Genomic DNA, 25,066 nt, shown 5'->3' on the forward strand with positions numbered 1-25,066 from the left:
CCGCATCACTCGCGAACTACTCGCCGCCTTGGCTCACGAGCCACGCCTGCGGGTGGTCGGCTCCGGTACTCCCAAAATACAACCGGTACCCAGCACAAATGGCGCGACCGCAGCTCACGAAGTAACATCCAAGAGCGATGGCAACTAGTCGCATCGCGGCACTAAGCAATGCATCCGGGCCACACAGTTCTGGGATAAGAATTCGTGAAACCAATGCTGAGGATATTGAAGAGATCCTCCAGCACCGCAGGTTGATGTTCCTCGACATGGGACACCCCGAAGCTGTGCTGGATGTAATCGTGGAAAGTTGCCGACCAAATATCCAACGCTACCTCGCCGAAGGTTCGTATCGGGGATGGTTCGCAGTTACTGCTGAGGGACGGGTTGCCGCAGGAGTGGGCCTTCTCATCACCCCTCTCGTCAGCGGCCCCTTAGCTCCGGAGAACGTCAACCGAGCCTATCTGCTGAATGTCTACACCTATCCGGAATTCCGTAAGCGAGGCTTGGCACGCGAGCTGACGCAGGAGGCAATAGACTACTGCCGAGCCGAAGGGTTCAAGGTCCTATGGCTGCACGCCAGCAAGTACGGCAGGCCAATATACGAATCTATGGGATTCGAGGCCACAAATGAGATGAAACTCATTATTGACTGACACTCTCTGCAATGTGGGACAGCCGCCCTCGGCTGTGCCACAAAGCTCTCCTTTATCGCTTCCCCTGCAGCACCGCGAACTCGTCCTTGCGCCAGAGGATCTCGACCGAGAGTCCCGCCTTTTGCATGAGTTCCATTTCGGAATCCAAAGGTACGTACACGTCTTCGTGGGACCAGGCTTCCAGATATGCATCGGCTTCGGCCTCAGAATACGACTTCATCAGGTGGTGCCTCCATGCCTCGCGCTGGCGTCGCGCGAGCGTCACATTGCTGGCAGGCTGGCAATCCACGGTGACCACTCGCCCCCCTGGTTTTAGGACCTTCGCGATTCTCGTGTAGAGCACCGCTTTCGAACGGCGCGTCCGCACGTGATGGAGCGCGAAAGATGCGACCACAGCATCGCACTCGGGAATCTCCGCTCGCAGAAATGAACTGCAGATGAACTTTGCGCCGGACCGTAGCCGCTGCGCCGCAGCCTTCAAGACTTCAGCATCAGCGTCAATTCCAACAATCCTGGCCTGCGGTGCCATGCGCAAGCATCGCGCAGAGAGGGCTCCAGTCCCAATTCCCAGATCGACGATCACCTGAGCCCGCGGATCGATGGCCGACGCGGCAATATCCAACATCTCCTCATAGTGTGGAATGAAGGTTCGGATACGCGCGTCATATTCAGCGAGATCGATGCCGAGATGTGTGGCGACACTCATGTGTGCGCGTAGGCCAGCATCCAAGTGCGTTAGGCTCGAAGAGCGCCGTTCAAAAAGATACTGTCATCCCGAACTCCGCAACAGGATGTCAGCAATATCCAAGAAGCACAAGCGGAGTGAGGGATCTGCTGTTTGTCTCGGACGCCAACGCAGTCCAATCCAAATTTCGACCATAGACATGCCCATGCTGCGTCTGAAAACCCCTCACACCCGCCGCACATCTCCACTCCCCACTGCGTTTGCCGACTCCGCCTTCGACCACGAATCCTGATCCGATCCTCCATTCGCAACCGGTCGAGCCAACGTGCTCGCCTTCCGCGTTGTCGTATCGACCGCACGAATGAGCGTAGCGCGAATGCTGCCTGTCTCCAACTCGAGCAAGCCTTCCACAGTGCATCCCCCCGGCGTAGTGACTTCGCTCTTCAGAATCGCAGGATGCTGCCCTGTCTCCAGCACCATCGACGCCGCTCCAAGCGCCGCCTGCGCCGCGAGCGTAGTCGCGAGTTCGCGAGGCAAGCCTACGCGAATCCCCCCTTCAGCCAACGCTTCCAGGATGGTGTAGATGAATGCAGGACCACTGGCGGAGAGGCCGGTGACGGCATCCATCATCGATTCCTCAACTTCAGCGGTGAGTCCCATCAGAGCGAACAACTCTGAAGCTTGTGCCAAGTGCTCGGGACCAGCAAATCGCCCGGCACACAACGCTGTCATCCCCTTCCCAATTCGGCACGCTGTGTTTGGCATCGCGCGTACTACCGCCAGATGACGCCCCAGCGCCGACTCGATCGCCTGCGTAGTCACGGCACTTGCAATCGAGATGAGCAACGCGTCTTCGCGCAGCTCGGAGCGAATCTCCTGCAAAACACCACGGACATAAGTTGGCTTTACGCAAAGCAGGACCACGTCCGCATTACGGACCGCTGCCGAGTTATCGGTGGTGATCTTGATGCCGAGCTGTTTGCTCACGGTGGCAGCTCGATGCGCATGCTGCACCGTAGCGCGTATGTCGGCCAACCGCGAATCACCCGCTTTCGCGAGCGCAGCCAGAATGGCTCCGCCCATCTTCCCCGCTCCCAGCACCGCGACCGACTCGCGCCGGTTCCCGTTGGTTGCGCGGTTCTCTTCAATCGTCATAACTCTCTCCTTCCACTTCGTCTTCGAATCTTGGAGCCAAAAAAAGAAAAACCCACATCGCGTTCGCGATGTGGGTTCTGGTTGATGCCGAATTTATCTAATTACTAGGCGTCTTCCATGAAACCGCACCACCGCGCACACGCCGGAGGCGGGCACGGGATCGGCGGGTTGGAAGTCCGCAAGAACATTACCGTGCACTTTAGCTGGAAATCAGGTGAGATTGCAAGGATGAAGTGGTGCTTTGTCAACTTCAGTTGGGATGGTCGACGAAACTACCCTAAGCACTGTCATCCCTCGCGCCGCAGCGAGAATCCCTCCACGCCCAGACCTTGCCTTTGCGGCGCGGGGGATCTGCTGTTCCCTGAGGCAATAGGAATGGAGAGGTTGCGTAAACGCCGTATGAACACTGACTGAAACGCAGGTGGTGAACCTTGGTTACCACATCGAAGGAAAAACTGCGGAGGAGTCGAGCAGTCGCCGTTCTAGAATGGGACTGTTTCTAAACAGAAAGGCAAAAAGGGTGAGCCATTCCCTTGCCTGATTTGTCCAAGGGAGCAACATTGAAAAACTTTCGAACAAAGTGGATCGTATTTCTTGCCTGTCTGTTTCTGGCCATGGCGTTGTTGGCCTCTGTCGTGGTCGTGTATCACCTGCCACCACGGTTATTTGGACTCTTATACCTGCTACTGCTCGTGAGTGCATTCTTGGCAGCGAAGTATTTCGTAGTGAAGAGAGAAGATTCGCCCGAGCAACGCGTCGAACAAAGTAACGAGGGCCTTGTGGATGAAGCCACTCGGCAGCGACTCCGTCAAGGCTTACTCAGTGCTAAATACTTTCTTGCCTTGTTTACTTTGGGTTTCGTTGTTTTCATTGTTGAGCTTGTGACAGGCTCGCTGAACGTACCACTGTGGGCAGAGTTGGAATCCGCCCTTATTGGTCTCGTTTTTTGGTTCTGGGCGTTAAGGCAGGTGGTCCATTTTAGGAGAAGACTAGGCCAGTCACGAACGTAGGTACAACCATCGATTGCATTTCCGCGATTTGGGGTTGTAAAGCAAGTGCTCTAAGCCACTCCTGGCGCGCTTTTCATGCCCTGGTGGCGAGGCCGTGCCGACTTGTTCAGTAGTTGCTCTGCCGCCTCCTGCAACATGGTCAATTCGTGCTCGAGCCTCTCCACTAGCCCCGGCGCACTTTCCAAGTCACCACTCTTCCCCACCTGCTCCATCTCGGCCGCGAGTTCTTGCGCCGTTCCTGACGACAAATTTGCAATTGAACCTTTCAGGGCGTGACCGACCTGGCGTATCGCCTCAGCGTTCTTCCGCGCAACGGCCGTGTGCATTTCACGCAAGAGGCGGGCACTGTCGTCAATAAACAAGCGAAGCACTTCGGCCATCAACTCGCGATCGCCGCCAAGCCCCGCGAGCACCTTCCTTTCGTCGATCAATCGTGGAAGAGACGCAGCATGCTGGGTCTCTGCGGGATGCTTCGTTCCATCTTGGTCCTGTAGCTCGCTGAAAAGCTGCGCAATCGCATCCTGCAGGGCAGCCAGCCGAATGGGCTTCGAAACATAGCCATCCATCCCCGTGGCGAGGCAACGCTCACAGTCTTCAGCAGCCGCATGGGCAGTCAGCGCCAAAATAGGAAGTCGCGTCCCACTGACCTCTTCCCGTTCCCGGATAACTCGCGTCGCCTCTAATCCATCCATTTCGGGCATTTGGACGTCCATCACGATCAAATCGAAACCGACCGTCTCAGACTTGGAAACCGCCAATTTGCCATTGTTGACGATCGTGACCGTGTGTCCGAGCTTCTCCAGGAGACGGCTTTCCAATTTTTGGTTGACCGGATTGTCTTCGGCCAGCAGCACACGCAGGCTGCGTGTGGGAGAAAGTTTCTTCTTCCTTGGTTTTCGCGGCTGCTTGCTGATGGGCTCCGACGTTGAAGCGATGATCGCGTCAAAGAGCTCCGATTGCTTGATGGGCTTCACCAGGTATCCGGAGACCCCCACCTGTTGTGCCCGCTTCACGTCTTCGGAATGTCCGGCGGAGGTGAGCAGAATCGTCTTTAGTCCGGCAAAGCGCGGATCCCGGATGATCTGTTCCGCAAGCATGAACCCGTCAACATCGGGCATGTGACCGTCGAGTAAGGCCAGCGCGAACGGATCCTTCCAGGCGAGCGCAGCTTCCAGAGCAGCCATAGCTGCGGTTGCAGAATCGGCCGTGACCGGACGCATGTTCCAGCGCGTCAGCATCTCCTGCAGAATGCGACGATTGGTCTGATTGTCGTCGACGACTAATACAGGCAGCCGGCTGAGCATTCTTGCGGGCCCCATCATCGACCGCGCTGAGGCATCAGCACGTCCAAATTCAGCCACGAAATGGAAGGTGCTGCCCTTGCCCAGTTCACTTTCGACCCAAATCTTTCCCTGCATCAGTTCAACAAGTTGCGAGCAGATGGCCAGTCCCAAACCGGTACCGCCGAATCTCCTGGTCGTCGAACTGTCTGCCTGTGCGAAGGCCTCGAAGATCAAGGCTTGCTTGTCGGCGGGAATACCGATCCCGGTGTCCTTCACCGTGAAATGCAGGCGAACCGTGTCTTCGTCGAGCGACTCCGGCTCCACGCAAACTGCTATCTCTCCCTTTTCGGTAAATTTGATCGAATTCCCAATCAGGTTCAGCACAATCTGCCGCAGCCGTGCGCAATCGCCAACCAATATTTCGGGAATCTTGCCATTCACATGCGCGGTGAGTTCCAAACCGCGCTGATGAGCCCGTGGAGCCAGTACTCGGATGCTGTCCTCCAGGGTCGCACTCAAATTGAATGGAGCCTTCTCGAGGACCATCTTCTTAGCTTCGATTTTGGAGATGTCGAGGAGATCGTTGATCAGCAGCAACAACGCATCCGCTGAGCCCTTGATGGTTTCAAGATAGTCATGCTGCTCGCGGTTGAGCTTGGTATCGAGCGCCAGTTCTGTCATGCCGATGATGGCATTCATCGGAGTCCGAATCTCGTGGCTGATGTTGGCGAGGAATTCGCTCTTGGCCTTATCCGCTGCCTCGGCCCGCTGCTTAGCAGCTTCCAACTCCGCGGCGTGATCACGTAGCTCTCTCTCAGCTCTACGGCGCTCGATGAAGTGGCCAATCTCGCCGCCCACCGTGCTCATCATTTCGAGCAACTTGTCATCGCGCTTGAGGAGCGAACGCGTGAAGAACTCGAGCACGCCAATAACCTCGCCTTCAACTTTCACCGGAAAGGCAAAGCCACTGTGTAGTCCCGCCGCCGTGGCCGACCTGCCGCGCGGGAAATTTCGATCGATGGCAACGTCATCGATCCAGGCTGGCTCGCTCGTCTCCCAGACACGGCCGGGAAGACCTACCCCCCGGGGACACCTCAATTCCCTGGTCCGCGCTTCAAATTCCTTTGTGTCGACGACGTCCCGATTCCAGAAATCCGTACAGCGAAGCACATCGTCATGCTTGAGAACCGTCCAAATCGAGCCTGCATCCCAATCGAGATTTTCTCCGACGGCTCGCAGCATATCGACTCCGGCAGAGATCAGAGGAGTAGCACTCGCCATGACTCGCGTAACTGCATACTGCGCGGCCAGGCGCGCTTCCTGTTCCTTTTGCTCGGTAAGATCGCGCCCAACGCAATAGATCAATCGCTTTTCGGTCGAAGTTATGACTGTCCAGAAGATCCAGTGATATGTTCCCTGAATGGAACGATAGCGATTGGCGAAGTTCATCAGGTTTGCGCCGGTAGTCGCTACTCGTACAGCTGCCGCGCTCGTCGTCGGCACGTCATCCGGATGCAGGAAGCTAATGTACGGCTTGGAGAGCAACTCCTCAGGGGTATAGCCGAGTTTCTCCTCCCAGGCGCAATTGATCCACTTCAAGTAACCGTCGAATCCGGCGATGCAGAACAAATCGACAGAAAGGTTCAGGAAGTCCTGAAATTCCTGAAGGTGTGCGAACGGATTAGCTGCGGGGCCCTGAGCCATCACGACGACTCCTGGTTATCGGCTGAGGAATAGCCGAAGTTTAGCACCGCCCGGTAAAGATGCCGCATGCTGCGTCGGGCGTCCCCTCGGATGCCGTCTCCCTCGCCCACAATTTTCAATTACTGTCATTCCGAAGCGCGTGGGTTTCGCGCGAGGAATCTGCTGTTCTCTGGGGCGCCAAAGAAAGCAGATCCCTCGCTTTCGCTTCGGGATGACAGTAATTATGGGGATACGGCAATCATGAGCATCGGGGAGACGTCCGCCGCGATGGACTGCATCTCTACAAAAAACTTTCATTTGACCCGCCCATCGCCGCTCAGTACCATCGGCAACCACGGTTTCGCCAGGAGCCCAGATCGATGAGCCCGGAATCCCAGGAATCAGCTCGCATTGTGGTCGCGGACGATGACAATGCTTTGCGTTACGCGATTACCAAATTATTGAAGAGCTGCAACTACGACGTCACAAGTTTTGACAATGGCGCCGATGCCCTGGATGCGATTCAACGAAAACCGTTCGACCTCGCGATTCTCGACATCTGGATGCCGCGCATGAGCGGCCTTGAAGTTCTCGCGCACCTTCGCGCCCAAGACAAAAAGCCGCGAATCATTATCATGACCTCCGACGACACGCCGGAGACTTTGCTGCGAGCAGTGCGCGAACAGGCGTATGACTACGTTGCCAAACCCTTTCCGCCACACGACATCATCGAGCGCGCGGAGCGCGCGCTGCATAAGGACTCAGAACCGCCGATTGAAGTGATTTGCGCACAGTCCCATTGGGTGGAACTGCTCGCGCCCTGCACACGTGGCACCGCTGAACGCATCGAGGGATTCATATTGCGGCTTGAGGTCGGCTTGTCGGAGGAACTTCGCGTGGAAGTAGCTCAAGCGTTTCGCGAACTTCTCATGAATGCTGTGGAATGGGGCGGCAAACTCGATCCGAACCGCAAAGTACGCATCGCCTATGTGCGTACTCCTCGCATGCTGATGTACCGCATCGCCGATCCGGGACAAGGCTTCAGCTTTCAGAACCTGGATCATGCTGCCGTTGGACACCCTCCCGGCCAACCGGTCGCGCACATGGATGTCCGCGAGAAAAAAGGAATTCGCCCGGGCGGATTCGGCATCCTGATGACCAAGGCCGCCGCCGACGAATTGATCTACAACGACAAGCAGAACGAAGTGATTTTCATCCGCTACCTGATGCCTCAGGACGCGGCCGCTTCTGGAAGAGCGTCGTAAGCACCATCGGTGTGGTAGAGACGCAGCATGCTGCGTCTCCACGTTGCTACCATTCGATCCCACTTATTTTCACCTATCGTTCACTGTCATTCCGAAGCGCCTGCTTTTGGCGCGAGGAATCTGCTGTTGTGCGGGACGGCGAAACAGCAGATCCCTCGCTTCGCTTCGGGATGACAGTATTCTTGAGTTGGGATCACAGGAGTTTTGAGGGTGTTTTCACGGGAATATCTTCCGCTCACCTCATGTCCTCTTTCACGTCTTACCCTCCACACGGATGGTGCTTGTGCTCCAACACCTGAAGTTTGCCGCACGTCTGCTTCGCAAAAACCCCGGCTTCACCCTCATCGCAGCGACCACTTTGGCACTCGGTATCGGGGCGACAACCGCCGTTTTCACTTTGGTGGACGCGGTTCTCCTTCGACCCCTCGCATACCGCAATCCATCCCAACTGCTTTCCATCTCAGCGGACGAGCCTGTTGTTGGGGGCGCGAACATCGGCTTCAATCCGCTCGAACTCGACGATCTGCGCGAACGTGCCGGCATCTTCGATCAAGTCTCGGCAGTCTGGCCAGTGAGCGCGAACCTCACTGGCGGGGATCATCCGGAGCGGATCGAGCTGGTTGCCGGAAGCCCAAGCTATTTCTCGATCCTCGGCGTTGCGCCCCAGCTCGGACGTGTTTTTGGTCCCGAAGATGAGGCCCTTGGCTTTGCCGAAGCGTGCGTGATCAGCGACGCCGCATGGCACAGGCTCTTCGGCGGAGATCCAAGCGTGTTGGGCCACCGGATCTACCTCGATGGCGACGCCTACACCATCGTCGGCGTAATGCCGCCGAGCTTCCGCCATCCTGGCAGGACCCGTGCCACCGATGTGGATGTCTGGGGTACTGCAGGATACAAGGCCGATCCATTCCCCCATCCGCCACGCCGCGACCTGCGCCTCATTCCTGGAGCCATCGCCAGGCTCAAACCGGGAATCACGCTTGCTCAGGCTCAGATGCGGCTCAATACCCTGGTTTCGCAGCTTCGCCAGGAGTACCCGGCGAATTATCCGGCTGCGTCGGGCTGGACCATGAACCTAACCTCGCTGGACGAGGTTGTTGTTGGCAAGACTCGCTCTCTTCTGTGGATTCTCCTCGCCGCCGTCGCAGCCATTCTGCTCATCGGCTGCATCAATGTTGCGAACCTCCTGCTCTCGCGGGCCTCAGCACGCGAACGCGAAATTGCAGTACGTCTGGCCCTGGGAGCTCGGCGCCGTGATCTGATCGTTCAGCTCCTTACTGAAGCGTTCGTTCTCTCGAGCATTGCGACCATCGCTGGTGTGGTGATCGGCTGGGCAATGTTGCGCGCCATGATGATCATTGCAGCGTCTAAACTGCCTCGAATTCACGAAGTCGCGCTCAACACTCATGTGCTGGCATTCGTAATCGCCCTTGCACTGCTGACCTCGATTCTGTTTGGGCTGGCCCCGGCGCTCCAGAGTTCTTCGCCGGAGCTGACAAGCAGCCTGAGTGGAAGTGCGCGCGGAGGCAGCAGCAGTCGCCGCCAGAATCGCATGCGCGAAGGTTTAGTAATCGCAGAAATTGGGATGTCTCTCATGCTCCTGGCGGGGGCCGGCTTACTAGCGCGAACACTGTGGCGATTGATCAACATCGACGCAGGATTCGATCCGGAGCACGTGGAAACCGCTCGCGTATGGCTGCCGGTTCCGAATCATCCCGAACTCGATCCCTATCGCAATCCTGAAAGACGCAACGCTTTCAACCGCGAGTTGCTCCGTCGGCTTGATAGCATTCCAGGGGTGGAAGAGGCCGGTCTTACCGGATCGCTTCCGCTCACGGCCGATCAGTTCATTGCCAAAGTGGGAATCGAAGGACGGACAAGCGATCCGCGCAGCGCACCGGACCTGCCGCTGGTCGTAGTGAGTCCCAGCTACTTTCGAGTACTGAAAACGCCGCTGCTGAGCGGGCGCATATTCACGGAGAGCGATGATCTGAAGAGTACAGACGTCGCAGTGGTCGACCACGCTGCCGTCGTGCAACTGTGGCCTCACGACGATCCGATCGGGCATCGCGTTGGATTTCTCGGCACGCCAAAACCACGTTGGTTCACAATCGTGGGTGTAGTTGCGGATGTTAAGCAAGCCGGTCTTGATTCAATGCCCAGTCCACACTTCTATTTCTCGCTGTATCAGGCCGGAGCTCGATCTCTGGGTGTGGTTGCGCGTGTGAACACAGCCGGAGGCGGAGACGAGGAAACTGTAATGGCATCCGTCGGCGACCAGATCAGGCACGAGGTACAGGCGGCAGACAAAGATCTTCCCGTTTTCGGAATTCAGCCGATGTCGAATCTCGTGAGCGCCTCACTTACGGCTCGCAGATTCTCTGCCGAACTGATCGGAGCATTCTCCATGCTAGCGCTCGTTCTGGCTGCCATTGGCGTCTATGGCGTGATCGCGTACTGGGTAGCGCAGCGAACTCGTGAGTTGGGAATTCGCATGGCGCTCGGCGCCCAGCCCAACGATGTTCTAAAGCTAGTGCTGGGACGCGGCGCCCGGCTCGCTGGGATCGGAGTGGGAATCGGTTTGCTAGCCGCATTAGCTGTAGGGCCGCTGCTGCGCTCGCAGCTCTACGGCATTTCTGCCTTTGATCCGCTCGTGTTTGCGTGTATGCCCATCGTTCTCCTGGGCGTGGCACTCGCGGCCGGATATGTGCCGGCAATGCGGGCGATGCGAGTGAATCCTATTGTGGCACTGCGGGAAGATTGAGGAAATCGGGCAAAGTTCAGATCAGTACCGTCGGCGGTAGCCGATGGGTAGGTGAAGGTCCGTACAACAAGAGTGCCGTTTAAGGCCTGTCATCCTGAGCCCCTGTGTTGGGCGAAGGACCTCCCGCAATGCTCATCGTACGAAATGCACTCTCCTGGCTTTTTGGCGAGGATCCCCGGCCGAAGTGCCCGCACAATCCGTGGCCGTCCTAAGCATTTGCGCAGAGGTCCTTCGCCCAACAGCTGGCTCAGGATGACAGTCTCAGAGAGCGTGATCAGCGTAATAACGCAATAAAGAATCAGTTCACCAAATCCACCAACTTACCCTCTGTCCGCAATTGCGACAGCCGATAAATCAAAACCGCGGCACGTTTCGTATTAACCGGAATTGACGTCAAATCAATCTTCTCCGCAGCTGAATGATCACCCGAACCCGACGATCCAACGCCCGCGAGCGTTGGGATATATTGCGCAATGAACGCGCTGTCGCCGGCACCACGCTTCATCGGATCCAGCTCAGGCATATCGGGCTGACCTAGCGAGTGGTTCACCTGATTCAGCAATTTGAGCAGTGCCCGGTTCCCTTCCGTCGGAGCCTGCGGTGGATACGCCTCGTAGAACTCGATCTTCGCGTCGGTCTTTGCCAGATGCTGGTCAACGATGCCGCGCATCTTCTCCTGCACGCGCTGCACCTGGTCGACGGAGAGCGCACGCAGGTCGCCGATCGCAACCGCGGTTGGCGCTACGATATTCGGCTTGCCCGTTGCCTGGCCGCCAGTCTCCTGCGGGTTGGTCTGCGCAGTAGTCCCACCCAAAATGAGCCCCACGTTGTAAGTCAGGTAGTCTTCGCGGAGTTGGTTACGGAAAGCGTCGAGGATGCGCGTGAGTTCATAGATGGCGCCGTATCCCATATTGGGACCGAAGACGCCTGCCGAGTGCCCGGTTTCCCCAGTGGCGGTCACGCGCCAAGTCATACTGCCGCGGCGGCTGGTGCTACCGTAATACACGCCGTCCCGACGTGCGGTGTTCTCGAACTCCAGCCCGGCATCGCTGTTCTTTGCCGCCTCGATCATGTCGCGACGGGCGATTTCTAGGGGATGCCCGGCGGCTTCTTCATCCCCGCTAAGCACGATCTTGATGTCGGCATCATCGAGCACTCCTGAAGTGTTAAGCGCTTTCAGCGCGCTGATCATCACTACAAGGCCGCCCTTCATGTCGTCCGTACCAGGTCCAGATGCCCAATTGCCGATCTTCTTCTCGGAATCTCCGCCGCCTGCGGTGTCAGGATCGCCGCTCGCCCCAAGCATCGTGAAGTGCTGGAACGGGCTCTCCTTCTCAAAAACCGTGTCCATGTGTCCAATAAGGAGCGCGCGTTTACCGCATTTTCCCGGATTGGGACACGGATGCTCGGCAACCAATGTGCCTGCACGCTGCACCTCGTCCATCGGAACCCAGCGCACCTTGAATCCCAAAGCCTCAAACTGAGGCATGAGGACCTTGCCGACAGCCCGCACACCCTCGAGGTTTTTGGTCCCGCTGTTGATGTCGACTAGTTGGCGCAGCAGATCGATGGGCTGCTGCTTATCTGCGTCGATTGCCTGGACGATCTTCGTTTCGGTTGGGTTTAGGTTTTGAGCTTGAAGGACGGCGCTTGCGATTAGAAGAATTGAAAGAAATATGAAGAGACGAGTGAGTTTCACCCGCGAATGATAGCAAACCAATTTCTAGGGGTAAGAGACGCAGTCCGCCGCGGCGGACGTCTCTAGCGAGTCAAATCCAGCTCCCAGGTTTCAGCGACCAACTCAGCCCCGAACGCGCGATTTGGTTCTGACTTTACGAGCCTGAAATCCGCGTGCTCATAGATCTTTCGAGCCGCAGTAAGGATGCTTTGCGTCCACAAAACGATCTTGGAATAGCCGCAATCGCGCGCAAATTGGACGCATTCTTCGACCAAACGACGGCCAATTCCGTGTCCACGTGCCGCTGGTTCCACTAGCAAAAGGCGCAATTTCGCGATCTGGTCGGTGTGCTTAACGAGAAAAACCGAGCCCACAGGCTCTCCATTTAGCTCCGCAATCCAGCAACGCTCGCGTTTTGAATCGAAATTCTTGACAAATTGCGCCGCAATTTCGGCGACTAAAGCCTCAAAAGTGTCGTCCCAACCGTATTCCTGCGCGTACAAAACGCCATGGCGGTGGACCACCCAGCCCATATCCCCGGGTCGATGCGTGCGCAAAACGAGCTTTGGAGGCGCTTGCGAGTCTCCGGTAAGCGCTTTTTCGGCCTCCCGAAGCGCATTTATGAACTCTTTTTGGCGCACTTCGGGCAGATTGCCGAGGATTTCGGAGACTTGAGCGCTCGATTGCTGGTCCAGTGAAGCGAATAATGCGCGTCCTTTGGGCGTTAATTGCACGCCATAGTGCCTTGCATCGTCGCGCGAACGCTCCCGGACGATGAGTTTTTGGTTCGCAAAGTGCCGCAAAATGCGGCTCAAATAGCCCGGATCCAGCCCCAAATCGTCGCAAATTTCACTCGCGGTGCAGCGCTCGCGATGCGCCAACTCGAACAAAACACGCACTTCCGTCAGCGAATACTCGCTCCCAAGCAGTCTTTCGTGGAGTACACCGATGCGCTTCGTATAAAAGCGGCTGAATTGACGCACCGCCTGTACCCGTTCGTCAGAGACTGTGCTCGGCATCGTTCATTTAAGTCTGCTCCTTATAGTTGACTAAGTCAACTATCTACCGGGGAGGCCGGGGCCAGACGTCCAACCCGGGTCTGCAGTGCCGCCGGAACCGCTTCCGCGCTTGCGGATATGAGGTACCAAATCGCCTAGCCGTTAAAATGTCCGCATGAGCAGAGTCTTGGTTTGCGCGCTTTTGGCCGCGTTCTATTTCCTCCCCAGCGCCCGCGCTGACGAAAACACCGAGCGTGCCATAAGCGTGCGTGAGGCTAATCTTTACGTTTCACCGGACACGAGCAGTCAGAAGCTCGGAGTCATTGAGCGCGGACGCGAAGCCGCCGTCCTCGAGCACAGCGGTCCCCAGTGGCTGCACGTGCTGGCGTCCCTCGGAGGCGAGCGCGAGGTCTCCGGATGGGTCCTGGACAAGGGTCTGGTTCGCAAGACGACCCCGAATGGAGATCAAATCCTGTATGGCGAGGCGGTCGATTCGGAGTCGGAGGCGAGCCGCCGCGGCGGGCGCAGAGGCGCGGAGAAAGATGCGCTGCGGCTCTACTACCGCGTGGCCGAGTACTTCCCCAATTCTCCACTCGCAGGCGAAGCCGCATATCGCTCGGCGGACATCGCTTGGCAGCTCGACGTTCAAGACATGAAGCGGCGGCCCTCGGCCCAGGAGAAAGATCCGTACATGCGCCATCAGATGGACGAAGAGCAGATGCGCAAGGTAGTTAAGAAGTATCCCGGCACCAAATGGGCGGACCTGGCCGCATTTGATCTAATCGACAACAAACTTTGCGGCGACTGGCAAGGCGATCCCAAATGTCCCGAAAAGGAAACGTCTTTGTACGAGAAGTACGTCGATGATCATCCGCAGTCACCAAAAGCCGCCGAAGCCCTCTACAACGCCGCGTGGAGACAGTCTGCCCTGATTGAGATATATCGCGAGCGCCAGGACCAGAAGAAAGCCGAAGAGAGCCGCGCGCATGCCATTCAGCTGGCGCAACGAATCCCGCAGCAGTATGCGAATTCAGACTTCGCCTATCGCGCTCAGCGTCTGCTATATCTTCTACAGCAGAAAATTCCAACTTATGGCAACGTGACCGACTGATTCACGGCTCAACGGAAAGGACGATCATTGCCCGTTTACCAGGCTGTTGTGCTCGCAGTCGTACAGGCATTCGGAGAATTCTTACCTATTTCGAGTTCGGCGCACCTGATTCTTACTCGCTGGTTCTTTGGCTGGAGCGAGCTTGATCCCGCAATGGATCTCACGTTTGACGTGGCCCTGCACGCCGGAACATTGCTGGCTGTACTGATTTATTTCCTCCCCACCTGGATCAACCTGATCGTTGCGGGCTTTGGTGGACAGCCGCGCATGTCTGCGAGTAGCGCAGGCCTTGGCAACGTCGACGACGTCGAAAGCGGCCGCGACCGCATGCTGCTCTGGTGGATAGTTCTGGGAACAGTGCCCGGTGCCATCGCTGGCAAGTTGCTCGATAAATATGCTGAATTCAAGTTCCGCGAGAACTACCTGCTGATCGGATCGATGCTGGTGATCGTCGGCGTGCTCATGTGGCTAGCCGAGAAATTCAGTGGGCAGCGCCGGACGATTACCGGAATCAACGCAATCGACGCAATCCTGATCGGTGTTGCCCAGGCCTTTGCCCTCATTCCCGGCGTATCGCGCTCGGGATCTACGATCACCGCCGGACTCGCACGCAGTTTGAACCGCGAAGCTGCTGCGCGGTTCAGCTTCCTGCTGCTCGCTCCCATCACCGCCGGCGCCGTGGTGCTTAAGGCCCATGCAGTGATGAAGGCCGGTGGGCTGCCTCCTGGCATGACCACGCCCTTTGTGATCGGTATCTCTGTCTCCTTCATTTTGGGAATGGCGGTGATTGCCTTCTTTCTTCGTTTCCTCCGCACGCACTCTCTCAATCTGTTCGTCGTCTATCGCGTACTGCTCGGATTGATTGTGATCGCGTTGGCGTTGAAGCATTTCCACGCAGGATAAGAGAAATCGACGAGAGCACCAGTGCAAACGGCAGATGTTGTCATCATCGGGGGCGGGATTGTCGGTTCCAGCATCGCCTATCACCTCACCGAGGCCGGATGCCGCAACGTGCTTGTCCTCGAGCGCGAGGCGCATCAAGGCAAGGGGTCGACGGGGAAAAGCATGGGCGGTGTGCGCGCCCAATTCACAACTCCGGTGAACATCCAGATGTCGCTGTACTCAATTCCCTTCTATGCAGCCTTCGAAGAGCGCCTTCGCCACCCATCTGGATACTGTCCCCAAGGCTACCTCTTCGTCGCGACGAGGCCCTCGCATCTCGAATATCTCCAGACCAGTCAGCGGCTACAGAAGTCACTTGGGCTCAAAGACGTTCGCATGCTGACGAAGACCGAGATCATTGAGGTGGTTCCGCAGCTCCGCTCGGACGACATTCTCGGTGGAAGCTTTTGCCCCAGCGACGGCTTCGTCGATCCCTATAGCGCGATGACTGGCTTCATAAAAAGAGCCGTAGACAATGGCGCGACAGTTTGGAAATCGGCAGAAGTTAGAGGCGTTCTGAAAGGCAGAGGCCGCGTCTCAGGAGTGTCGACTACACGCGGAGAAGTGCACGCACCTGTCGTCGTAAATGCCGCTGGACCGTGGGCAGCCGAGATCGCTGCAATGGCTGGAGTCGAACTCCCGGTCAAACCGCTGCGTCGCATGCTGATCCCGACCGAACCGTTCGACGAGGTCTCGCATGAGATCCCAATGGTGATCGATATGACGAACGGCTTTCATTTCCGCCCAGAGAGTCGCGGATTTCTGCTCGCATGGAACGATCCGGAAGAAACTTCCGGATACAAGTTCGACTTTGAGCCGGAGTTTATCGAGAAAGTCCTGACACGGGCCGCCGACCGTGTTCCCTGTTTCGAGAATCTGGCCGTCAACCCAAAGCGCGCCTGGGCGGGACTGTACGAGATGTCGCCGGACCATCACGGCGTCATCGGTGAATTTGAAGAACTACGTGGCTTCTACGCGGCGAATGGTTTTAGCGGGCACGGAGTGATGCACGCGCCAGCAACGGGAAAGATCGTCGCCGATTTGATTACATCAGAAAAGACAACAGTTGTGGACGACGTGACCGTTCTCAGCCCGGCACGGTTCAAAAGTGGCAGATTGCTCCACGAGACAGCGCTGCTCTGACTCAGATTTAAAGTAGAACTTGAATTTCGGCTCCGTGACCTCTTCTTTTGCCACCGTGCCCTTCGTGTTCGCCTCGGTTGCGTGAACCACACGAATTAGTGGTATTTCGCCAACAATCTGAGATAATTATCCCGCTCTGGCCGCTCCGCGACCCTGTTGAGGGGATTGTTTCCCTCTGGTCCGAGAGGCCCCAATGAACGCTTTACTTCGGCCATTTACGCCGACTAAGAACCGTCGTTTCAACGAGTTGATTGGCTTCTCGATGATCGCGGCGGCGCTTCTGCTCTTTCTTGCGTTAGCGTCCTACTCACCCCTTGATCCATCTCTGAACACCGCTTCTGTCGCCGAAGGCGGCCCAACGCACAACTGGATTGGCCGCGTTGGTGCGGTCATCGCCGACTTATCCCTGCAAGCACTAGGGATTGCGGTCTTCGCCATTCCCGTGATGCTGGGCATACTCGGACTCCGCTGGTTTCGCTCGCGACACATCCATTCACCGATCGAGAAGTTACTAGGAGCATTGACCCTCTTACTCTTCATTCCGGCCTTCATGGGATTGCTCCCCGGGCATCTTCGCTGGATGCATGCGATAGCGATTGAGGGCCTGTCTGGAAAGCTTCTCGCCGATTTCCTCATCCATTACTTCAATCTGCCTGGCGCTTACATCGTAGCTCTCAGCGTGATCGCCGCTGCACTGTATCTGTGCACCACGTTCTCCTTCACGGAACTTCATTTCTGGCTGCAGACACGTTTCACGTTTGTGAGAGCTGCATGGCAACGTCTACAGGATTGGCGCGCCGAACGTGCCAAAGCAAAAGCTCAGAAGGAGCTGGAGAAACGCAAGGCAAACCGGCCGATGGTCACCAGCCAATTGCTTCCTGCCAAGAAAGCGTCGCCGGTCGCGCAAGCTTCGAATGTATACCAGCAAAGCAGTCCGGTTAGAACGGGCTTAGAAAAGATGGCTGAGTCGTATTCCGCTCCCGAAACGGAGTGCGAGTCAGAGCTTGACGAACCTATCGTTGAAGATCGGTTAATTGAAGTTGGAGCGCGCGCAGATGCCGGCACAAAACGTAAGACTGTGCTGCCGAAGACTCATGGCACCTACCAGCTTCCGCCCAGCGCGATGTTGAAACGGCCGGATGAGCAGTATGCCGTCAACGAAGCCGAGCTCAAAGAGCAAGCGCAGATTCTCGTGGAGAAGTGCGCGGAGTTCGACGTTCACGGGACCATTACTCACATTAATCCTGGTCCGGTGGTGACGACGTTTGAGATGAAGCCCGAGGCCGGCATCAAGTACAGCCGCATCACCGGGCTCTCTGAAGATCTGTGCTTGGCGATGAAGGCAGAGAGCATCCTGATCGAACGTATGCCGGGCAAGAGCACCGTCGGTATCCAGGTGCCGAATGCAGAACGCGAGACCATTTATCTACGTGAAGTCGTAGAGTCGCCAAGCTTCGCCGACGCGCGTTCGCGACTGACGCTCGCTCTGGGCAAGGACATCAATGGACGCATCATCACCGCCGATCTTGCGACCATGCCGCACTTGCTGATCGCTGGATCCACTGGTTCAGGCAAGTCGGTAGCGATCAACGCGATGATCATGTCTCTGCTGTACAAAGCAACACCCGATCAGGTGCGCTTGATTCTGGTAGATCCCAAACGCGTTGAACTCGGAAATTACGACGGGGTGCCGCATCTTTATACCCCGATCATTACCGAGCCCAAGCTCGCTGCCGTTGCGCTGCGAAATGCCGTGCGGGAGATGGAGCGCCGTCTAAAGCTGCTAGCCGAGAAGAGTGTTCGTAATATCGATCAGTACAACAAGCTATTCAGCGAAGACACGCCAAGCCTGTTCGAAGAGGACAGCGATCATAAGCCGCTTCCCTACATCGTAATCGTCCTGGATGAACTCGCCGACCTCATGATGCTCGACGGCAAGAACGTTGAAGAGTCGATCACGCGATTGGCGCAGATGGCACGCGCAGTCGGTATCCATCTCATCCTTGCGACCCAGCGTCCGTCGGTCGATGTAATTACCGGTCTCATCAAAGCCAACGTGCCCAGCCGCATGTCGTTCCGCGTCGCCACCAAAGTTGATTCGCGCACGATTCTCGACGCGAATGGCTCGGAATCATTGCTCGGACGCGGCGACATGCTCTTCCTCGCTCCCGGTTCTGCTCGCGTTCAACGCGTTCACGCTCCGTTGGTGACCGAGAAAGAAATCGCACAGGTCGTCGAGTTCTGGCGCTCGCAAGGTGAGGCAGAATACGAGAAGAAGTTCCTCGAAGCTCCGAAAGAGGAAGGCAACAGTGTCGAAGGCGGAAGGGGCGAAGGCGACGACGATCACGACGAGCTGTTCGAAGATGCTGTCCGACTCGTGCTCGACTTTGGCAAGGCCTCCACTTCACTGCTGCAGCGCCGTCTGCGCATCGGCTATGGCCGCGCTGCGCACCTGATCGACCTCATGGAGCGGGAGGGTATCGTGGGTGCCGCCGATGGCCCCAAACCTCGTGAAGTCCTAAAGCGGCCAGACTGGATCGACGAAGTCGAGCAGGCGATGCGCTAGGAGCTTCGAAGCCACGCAGCCTCGAAGCTTCGTGACTGGGCCATTCCGTTCTAAAATGCAAACATAACCACCAGGACGGACTCTTGGCCCTGAAGCATTCAGACCTGATCTACGACTGGAACAACGTTCCCGGAGCAGCGTTCAAGCCTGCGGGCCGTGTGATGCTTACCGATGAGTCGTTGCGCGATGGGCTGCAATCCCCTTCTGTCAAAGACCCCACGATCGACGAGAAGCTCCGCATTCTCCACTTGATGGAGAAACTCGGAATCAACCACCTCGACATGGGACTTCCAGGCGCAGGAGCCCGAGCCTATGCGGATGTGGAGCGCCTCGCGCGAGAGATTCGAGATGCGAAGCTGAAGATTCGCGGCAACTGTGCGGCACGAACTCATGAGAATGACATTCGTCCTGTGGCAGAGATTCAGGATAAGGTCGGCATTCCCATCGAAGTCGCAACCTTCATCGGATCAAGTCCAATTCGTCGTTACGCTGAAGACTGGACTGGTGACTTTCTCCTCAAGACAACCGAGTCCGCGGTGAAGTTCTCGCGCTCGATTGGCCTGGAGGTAATGTACGTCACCGAAGACACGACGCGCTGCGATCCCGAAACGGTAAAGCGCTTGTACAAGACTGCCATAGAGTGCGGCGCGCGAGCAATCGTCATTTGCGACACTTGCGGACACGTGACTCCTGCCGGTGTCACCGCACTGATCCGCTTCGTAATCGAAGAGGTAGTGAAGCCGAGCGGCGGGCAGATTCGTGTGGACTGGCACGGACACTGCGACCGCGGTCTTGCTGTTGCAAATTCGCTGGCAGCGCTCGCTGCGGGTGCTGAATGCGTGCATGCTTGCGCCATTGGCATCGGCGAGCGCGTCGGCAACACGCAGATGGACCAGATGCTGGTGAACCTGAAACTCATGGGCGTACCGCCCTGGGAAGATCAGGATCTTACATCGCTGAAGGAGTACTGCGAGACGGTTTCCCACGCTACGGGCGTACCGATTCCAAAGAATTACCCGGTCATGGGAGACGATGCTTTTCGCACCGCAACCGGAGTCCACGCGGCAGCGGTAATCAAGGCGTTCCGAAAGAAAGACGTCGAGCTGGCAAACACGGTGTATTCAGGGGTGCCCTCACATTACTTTGGAATGGAGCAGGTCATTGAGATTGGCCCGATGTCGGGCAAGTCCAACGTAATCTTCTGGCTCGAGCGCAAGGGATTCCCTACCGACGAGGCGACCGTAGACCGCATATTCCAGAAAGCCAAGCAGTCCAATCGAACATTGCTTGATCACGAGATTATGGAGTGCCTTGCCCGCGACAGTCATCCGACTGTTGCCAGCGCCGACTAATCCACGCATGAACCCATCTGCCCGCACCTCCACAGAAACGACTGTCCCACAGGAGATTGCGCAACTCGCCGGAATGCGTGCCGTGCACGCCGCTTTTGCCTGGTTTCAATTGCGCGAACAGGAGTTGCGGCGCATGCAGCTCGAGATTGCGCGTATTCCCGCGCCGCCATTTGGCGAAGCTGCGCGCGGACAGTGGCTGCGCGAAAAGTTCGAGGCTACTGGTCTCGAGGCCATCGAAGTCGATGAAGTTGGAAACGTAATTGGGGTTCTTCCCGGACAGGACCGCGAGCTTCCGGCCATCGCCGTTACTGCTCATTTGGACACAGTTTTTCCCGCGGACACCGAGATTGCCATTCACGAGGACCGCGACCGCGTTTATGGTCCCGGAGTAAGCGACAACGCCGCTGGGCTCACGGCAATGCTGGCTATTGCGATGTGCATGCGCGAGGCGAGAATCCGCAGCGAATCCGACCTCGTATTCATTGGCAACGTCGGCGAAGAAGGCGAAGGTGACCTGCGCGGATTTCGTCATCTTTTCGAGCAGAAACGCTGGGGCGAACGTCTGGGCTACACGATCGTGATTGATGGCAGCGGCACCGATGCGGTGATCGGGCAGGCGCTAGGCAGCCGGCGGTTCGAAGTAATTGTGCGGGGGCCCGGCGGTCATTCGTGGAGCGACTTCGGCCAGCCAAACCCAATTGTGGCTGTGTCGCGAGTAGTGTCGCGCTTCAGCCAAACCGCGCTGCCGTCATCGCCTAAGACGACATTCAACTTCGGCGTAATCAGCGGTGGAACGTCAGTCAATTCCATTCCAGAAATCGCGCAGGTAAGCGTTGATTTGCGCTCGGCATCGGCCGAAGAACTGCAGCGCCTGGAGGAGGAGTTGCGCGGGGTGATTCACACCGAGATTCCCACGCGCGCGCGCGATGGAGCTCCAGCAAAGCTAAGTGTCGAAATCAAAAAAATCGGCGACCGGCCGGCAGGAGATCTTCCGGCTGATTGCCGCATTCTGGAAGTGATGCGCGCCGTGGACGCTCATTTAGGTATCGCTTCACAACTGCGCCGCGCTTCCACAGACGCAAATATTCCTATCTCGATGGGACTTGAAGCCGTTACAGTGGGGGCCGGAGGAACCGGGGGAGGAGCACATACTCTGCGCGAATGGTTTGATCCCTCGGGAAGATCGCTGGCTCTCAAGCGCGTGTTGCTTGCTGTTCTCGCGCTTGCCGGGTTGGAATAGGTATTCCGTTTTCCGCAACAAGCTGATCCTTGTGGCACAGGCGCCCTCGCCTGTGTCAGCGTACTGTGACAGCCGAGGGCGGCTGTGCCACCACAGAAATCTGAGGAGCCTGATGAAGATATTGACCTTGGGCTGTGCTCTGCTGCTGCCCGTGATCGCATACGCACAAACCGCCGACATCATCTTCACCGACGCCGATATCTACACCGGCGGACACTTCTCGACACCCGGTGATGCCTTTGCCGCAACAGACGGTCCGCGCGCAAAATCCATCGCCATTGCAAACGGCAAGATCGTCGCAATCGGCGGCGATGATGAGGTCCTGGCGCACAAGGGACCGAAGACGCAGATTGTCGATCTTGGCGGGAAGTTCGTCATGCCCGGGTTCAACGATGCGCATTGTCATCTCGCGAACGGTGGACAAGCCAAACTGGAGGTTGATCTGGTTGGGGTGAAGTCTCTGGAAGAGATGAAGCAGCGCGTCGCGGACGGTGAAAAGAAAGCGGCTCCAGGGGAATGGGTTCTTGGCCGTGGCTGGGACCACACAATGTGGCCATCGCAGCAGTTGCCCAGCAGGCAGGATTTGGACGCGGTCACCGCTGGCCATCCTGCATTCTTTGTCCGCGTCGATGGACACATTGCTGTGGCGAATTCGGCAGCATTGAAGATCGCCGGACTGAACCGCAACAGTAAAGACATTCCCGGCGGACAGGCGGATCGAGACAGCTCCGGCGAACTCACCGGAATCGTTCGCGAAAGCACGAAAGATGCCTTCTACAAAGTCATTCCTCCGATCTCGGCTGCCAAGAGGCGGCAGGCGATCGAACTCGTCCTGGCCGAAGCGGCGCAGTGGGGGCTTACCTCCGCCCAAGACAACTCCAGCTGGGAAGATTTTCTCGTTTATGACCAGTTAAGGCGCGAAAGCAAACTCACATTACGCATCGCCGAATGGCTGCGATTCAACGATCGAGTGAAGACGCTTGTTCAGCAGCGAGGCCATAACCCGAGCAGCGACACCATGCTACACACCACTCAACTCAAGGGTTTCATGGATGGATCTCTGGGATCGGCTACGGCGGCGATGCTCCAGCCCTATTCCGACAATCCAAAGAACGCTGGGCTGCCGCAGTACGATCAGGCGACGCTAACGAAGCTGACTGTGGAGCGGGCTGCTGTGGGATTTCAGATTGGATTCCACGCAATTGGCGATCGCGGGGCGAACATGGCGTTGAACGCCTTTCAGGAGGCTTTACGCCAAGCGAAGGCAGCCCATTCTCGAGCCCCGGCCGGGTCGCAGTCATTTTCGGACTTCCGCTTTCGCGTTGAACATGCGCAAGTAGTCGCGCCCGCGGATGTTCCGCGCTTCCGCGAATTGGGCGTAATTGCCTCCATGCAGCCCAACCATCTGCTGACCGACATGAACTGGGCAGAATCCCGAATCGGACCGGAGCGCGCCAAGACATCCTATGCCTGGGCCGACTTCCTTAAAACCACAGGACACCTGGCTTTCGGCACCGATTACCCAGTCGAGCCAATCACGCCTTTTCGCGGTCTTTACGCTGCGGTCACACGAATGAATGAAGCCGGAACGAAGACTTATTACGCTGAACAAAAGCTGAACATCCATCAGGCAATCTATGCTTACACGTGGGGAGCGGCGTACGCGGAGTTCGAAGAGGGAACAAAAGGGATCCTCGCTCGTGGTTACCTGGCCGACTTTGTTGTTCTGGATCGGGACATTACGCGCATCAGCCCTCCGGAGATTTTGCAAACGAAGGTACTACGTACGGTGGTCGGCGGACGGACGGTTTACGAGGCTCGCTAGTGCTGGTTTCGTAAACACGCAGCAATCTTCAGGGGAGGAGATCGGCTTCAGCCATGTCGGTTGAATGAGCATCGACAACTTCCGGATTTAGCCGCTAAAGGCGCCTTTCGGGTAGGACGAATACGGACAAAGACGAACGCCTGGCAGTCCTTTAGACGGCACGGCTTAGGCCGCTCCTCCCCTCTACTTGTCGATTTCGACAACAATAGCGATTCCTCGCTACCCGGAACGACAAGACTTCCCGGAGTACATGACCTTCCCGTACGTTGTAAGCCTTTGAAACACAGCATAAAACTAATGAGCACTCTCCCCCACAGAGCGCTCGAACTGGCTCCCCAAGACCCCAGGAGGCTTCATGCATCACGCGGTATACGGAACCGGCTATCTGGCAACGGTAGTTTCATCGTGCCTGGCCGATTTTGGACTGCCAGTTACATGCTTTCACGAGGATGTACCGCGTATCGCCTCTCTGGCCCGCGACGAAACCCCTTACTACGAGAAGAATTTAAAGGAAGTAGTCCGCCGGAATGTGCGTTCCGGCCGGCTTGCGTTTTCGCACGACGTCGAACGCACGTGCCGTAAGTCGCTGATGATCTTCATCGCTCAAGACAACCAGGACGGCGTTGAGGAGACGGCAATCCGGCTCTCCCGTTTCTGCTCGGACGATCACATTCTGGTGATCAGCAGCCCCGCGCCGGTAGGCACGGCAGCACGCATCGAGCGTAGCTTACGTGCCGCTGGATCGAAGATCGCAATCGTGTCGCACCCAGTCTTCGTGACCGATGGGTGTGCCGTAGAAGATTTCAATTGGCCTGATCGCATTCTGCTCGGTACCGACTCAAACGCCGCTATCCAGGCGATGAAGATGCTGTACCGTCCGCTGGTTATGCGCGGCGTGCCGGTGATCGTGACCAATCACGAAACCGCCGAACTTGCCCGCGAGGCTTCGACTGCTTTTCTGGCGACCAAGATTTCATTCATTAATGAACTCGCTACTCTTTGCGAACACGTGCGTGCAGATGCGGTTGACCTAGCCCTGGCCTTGGGGCTCGACAAGAAGATCGCACCACGCTGTTTCCAGCCCGGGACTTCAATCGGTGGACCATTCGTTGAAGCCGAGATGGAATCTCTGGCACAGCTCGCCGTCAATAACGGTGTGTCACTGAAGATCCTCAGCGCCGCACGCGAGGTAAATCAGAGCCTGTGCGAGCGCATCATGACCAAACTGTCATCGGCGCTGCAATCAGTACAAGGAAAGCAAGTTGGACTCCTCGGCCTGGCGTTCAAGCCGAACAGCAATTCTGTAATCGCCTCCACTTCCATGCAGCTAGCAAAGCGGTTGGTGAACATGGGCGCTCAAGTGCGTGCTTACGATCCAGCCGCCATCGAGGGTGCTCGCGCCGAACTGAACGGATCGGTTCGCTACTGCGAATCGGCTTACGCCGCGGCGGAGGGAGTCGATGCCCTGGTGCTCGGCACAGCATGGTCCGAGTTCCGCAGCCTCGACTACGATCGCATCAAGCGCGCGCTCAAGCGTCCCCTGATCGTAGATACCAAGAACATCCTGGATGCAGTAAGGATGCGATCGTTGGGGTTTGAGTACGTAGGGATCGGCCGGTAACCCACATCGGTAGACAGTCCATCAAATCAGTTTTCAAGTTTCCGGGCCTAAGTTCGGATCTTCAACGTCATCGATCGGTATTCGCGATGCAT

The 25,066-nt window shown here is 57.1% G+C and carries 17 protein-coding genes; 12 read left to right on the forward strand and 5 right to left on the reverse strand.

Annotation, left to right across the window (positions count from 1 at the left end):
* Positions 1–137 precede the first annotated feature (137 nt).
* Positions 138–653 (forward strand): GNAT family N-acetyltransferase, encoded by a 516-nt coding sequence (locus tag VNX88_19385; protein ID HWY70840.1) that lies wholly within the window; start codon positions 138–140, stop codon positions 651–653.
* Positions 654–705: 52 nt separating this feature from the next.
* Here VNX88_19385 and VNX88_19390 read toward each other — a convergent pair whose 3' ends face one another.
* Both VNX88_19390 and proC read right to left on the reverse strand, forming a co-directional pair.
* A complete protein-coding gene (locus VNX88_19390; protein HWY70841.1) occupies positions 706–1,359 on the reverse strand; it encodes a class I SAM-dependent methyltransferase in 654 nt (217 codons plus the stop codon).
* Positions 1,360–1,563: 204 nt separating this feature from the next.
* Positions 1,564–2,493: a pyrroline-5-carboxylate reductase gene (proC, locus tag VNX88_19395; GenBank protein HWY70842.1), complete on the reverse strand. Its 930-nt coding sequence runs from the start codon at positions 2,491–2,493 to the stop codon at positions 1,564–1,566.
* 533 nt (positions 2,494–3,026) lie between these two features.
* Here proC and VNX88_19400 point away from each other — a divergent pair.
* The gene (locus VNX88_19400; protein ID HWY70843.1) at positions 3,027–3,503 is read left to right on the forward strand and encodes a hypothetical protein; all 477 of its coding nucleotides are present in this window, start codon (positions 3,027–3,029) and stop codon (positions 3,501–3,503) included.
* Positions 3,504–3,553: 50 nt separating this feature from the next.
* On the opposite strand, the gene VNX88_19405 is transcribed toward VNX88_19400, so the two are convergent.
* Positions 3,554–6,490: a response regulator gene (locus tag VNX88_19405; GenBank protein HWY70844.1), complete on the reverse strand. Its 2,937-nt coding sequence runs from the start codon at positions 6,488–6,490 to the stop codon at positions 3,554–3,556.
* Positions 6,491–6,849: 359 nt separating this feature from the next.
* On the opposite strand from VNX88_19405, the gene VNX88_19410 reads away from it, so the two are divergent.
* Both VNX88_19410 and VNX88_19415 read left to right on the forward strand, forming a co-directional pair.
* Positions 6,850–7,734, forward strand: a complete 885-nt coding sequence (locus tag VNX88_19410) for a response regulator (GenBank protein HWY70845.1) — start codon at positions 6,850–6,852, stop codon at positions 7,732–7,734.
* Between the two features lie 283 nt (positions 7,735–8,017).
* Positions 8,018–10,498, forward strand: a complete 2,481-nt coding sequence (locus VNX88_19415) for an ABC transporter permease (GenBank protein HWY70846.1) — start codon at positions 8,018–8,020, stop codon at positions 10,496–10,498.
* A 298-nt stretch (positions 10,499–10,796) separates the two neighbouring features.
* Here VNX88_19415 and VNX88_19420 read toward each other — a convergent pair whose 3' ends face one another.
* On the reverse strand, positions 10,797–12,197 hold the full coding sequence (locus VNX88_19420; protein HWY70847.1) for a M20/M25/M40 family metallo-hydrolase: 1,401 nt from the start codon (positions 12,195–12,197) through the stop codon (positions 10,797–10,799).
* Positions 12,198–12,259: 62 nt separating this feature from the next.
* Positions 12,260–13,195: a helix-turn-helix domain-containing GNAT family N-acetyltransferase gene (locus VNX88_19425; protein ID HWY70848.1), complete on the reverse strand. Its 936-nt coding sequence runs from the start codon at positions 13,193–13,195 to the stop codon at positions 12,260–12,262.
* A 154-nt stretch (positions 13,196–13,349) separates the two neighbouring features.
* On the opposite strand from VNX88_19425, the gene VNX88_19430 reads away from it, so the two are divergent.
* The 8 genes from VNX88_19430 to VNX88_19465 all read left to right on the forward strand — a co-directional run bounded on the left by VNX88_19430 (position 13,350) and on the right by VNX88_19465 (position 24,974).
* Positions 13,350–14,285 carry a hypothetical protein gene (locus tag VNX88_19430; protein ID HWY70849.1) on the forward strand — a complete coding sequence of 312 codons (936 nt, stop codon included), beginning with the start codon at positions 13,350–13,352 and terminating at the stop codon, positions 14,283–14,285.
* 27 nt (positions 14,286–14,312) lie between these two features.
* On the forward strand, positions 14,313–15,188 hold the full coding sequence (locus VNX88_19435; protein HWY70850.1) for an undecaprenyl-diphosphate phosphatase: 876 nt from the start codon (positions 14,313–14,315) through the stop codon (positions 15,186–15,188).
* Between the two features lie 21 nt (positions 15,189–15,209).
* Positions 15,210–16,370, forward strand: coding sequence for an FAD-binding oxidoreductase (locus VNX88_19440; GenBank protein HWY70851.1), 1,161 nt, complete (start codon positions 15,210–15,212; stop codon positions 16,368–16,370).
* Positions 16,371–16,563: 193 nt separating this feature from the next.
* Positions 16,564–18,936 (forward strand): DNA translocase FtsK, encoded by a 2,373-nt coding sequence (locus tag VNX88_19445; protein ID HWY70852.1) that lies wholly within the window; start codon positions 16,564–16,566, stop codon positions 18,934–18,936.
* Positions 18,937–19,019: 83 nt separating this feature from the next.
* Entirely contained in the window at positions 19,020–20,288 is a 1,269-nt protein-coding gene (locus tag VNX88_19450; GenBank protein ID HWY70853.1) for a LeuA family protein, read from the forward strand.
* A 7-nt stretch (positions 20,289–20,295) separates the two neighbouring features.
* Positions 20,296–21,528 (forward strand): M20/M25/M40 family metallo-hydrolase, encoded by a 1,233-nt coding sequence (locus VNX88_19455; GenBank protein ID HWY70854.1) that lies wholly within the window; start codon positions 20,296–20,298, stop codon positions 21,526–21,528.
* 112 nt (positions 21,529–21,640) lie between these two features.
* A complete protein-coding gene (locus VNX88_19460; GenBank protein HWY70855.1) occupies positions 21,641–23,353 on the forward strand; it encodes an amidohydrolase in 1,713 nt (570 codons plus the stop codon).
* A gap of 355 nt (positions 23,354–23,708) precedes the next feature.
* Entirely contained in the window at positions 23,709–24,974 is a 1,266-nt protein-coding gene (locus VNX88_19465) for a nucleotide sugar dehydrogenase (GenBank protein ID HWY70856.1), read from the forward strand.
* Positions 24,975–25,066: the final 92 nt, after the last annotated feature.

The organism is Terriglobales bacterium (assembly GCA_035567895.1).
Taxonomy (GTDB): Bacteria; Acidobacteriota; Terriglobia; order Terriglobales; family Acidobacteriaceae; genus Gp1-AA112.

Excerpts from the sequence above, each read along its gene's own strand:
- VNX88_19405 (HWY70844.1), bottom strand. The coding sequence starts at position 6,490 with ATGGCTCAGGGCCCCGCAGCTAATCCGTTCGCACACCTTCAGGAATTT.
- VNX88_19445 (HWY70852.1), top strand. The coding sequence starts at position 16,564 with ATGAACGCTTTACTTCGGCCATTTACGCCGACTAAGAACCGTCGTTTC.
- VNX88_19425 (HWY70848.1), bottom strand. The coding sequence starts at position 13,195 with ATGCCGAGCACAGTCTCTGACGAACGGGTACAGGCGGTGCGTCAATTC.
- VNX88_19430 (HWY70849.1), top strand. The coding sequence starts at position 13,350 with ATGAGCAGAGTCTTGGTTTGCGCGCTTTTGGCCGCGTTCTATTTCCTC.
- VNX88_19455 (HWY70854.1), top strand. The coding sequence starts at position 20,296 with ATGAACCCATCTGCCCGCACCTCCACAGAAACGACTGTCCCACAGGAG.
- VNX88_19460 (HWY70855.1), top strand. The coding sequence starts at position 21,641 with ATGAAGATATTGACCTTGGGCTGTGCTCTGCTGCTGCCCGTGATCGCA.
- VNX88_19385 (HWY70840.1), top strand. The coding sequence starts at position 138 with ATGGCAACTAGTCGCATCGCGGCACTAAGCAATGCATCCGGGCCACAC.
- proC (HWY70842.1), bottom strand. The coding sequence starts at position 2,493 with ATGACGATTGAAGAGAACCGCGCAACCAACGGGAACCGGCGCGAGTCG.
- VNX88_19390 (HWY70841.1), bottom strand. The coding sequence starts at position 1,359 with ATGAGTGTCGCCACACATCTCGGCATCGATCTCGCTGAATATGACGCG.
- VNX88_19410 (HWY70845.1), top strand. The coding sequence starts at position 6,850 with ATGAGCCCGGAATCCCAGGAATCAGCTCGCATTGTGGTCGCGGACGAT.
- VNX88_19465 (HWY70856.1), top strand. The coding sequence starts at position 23,709 with ATGCATCACGCGGTATACGGAACCGGCTATCTGGCAACGGTAGTTTCA.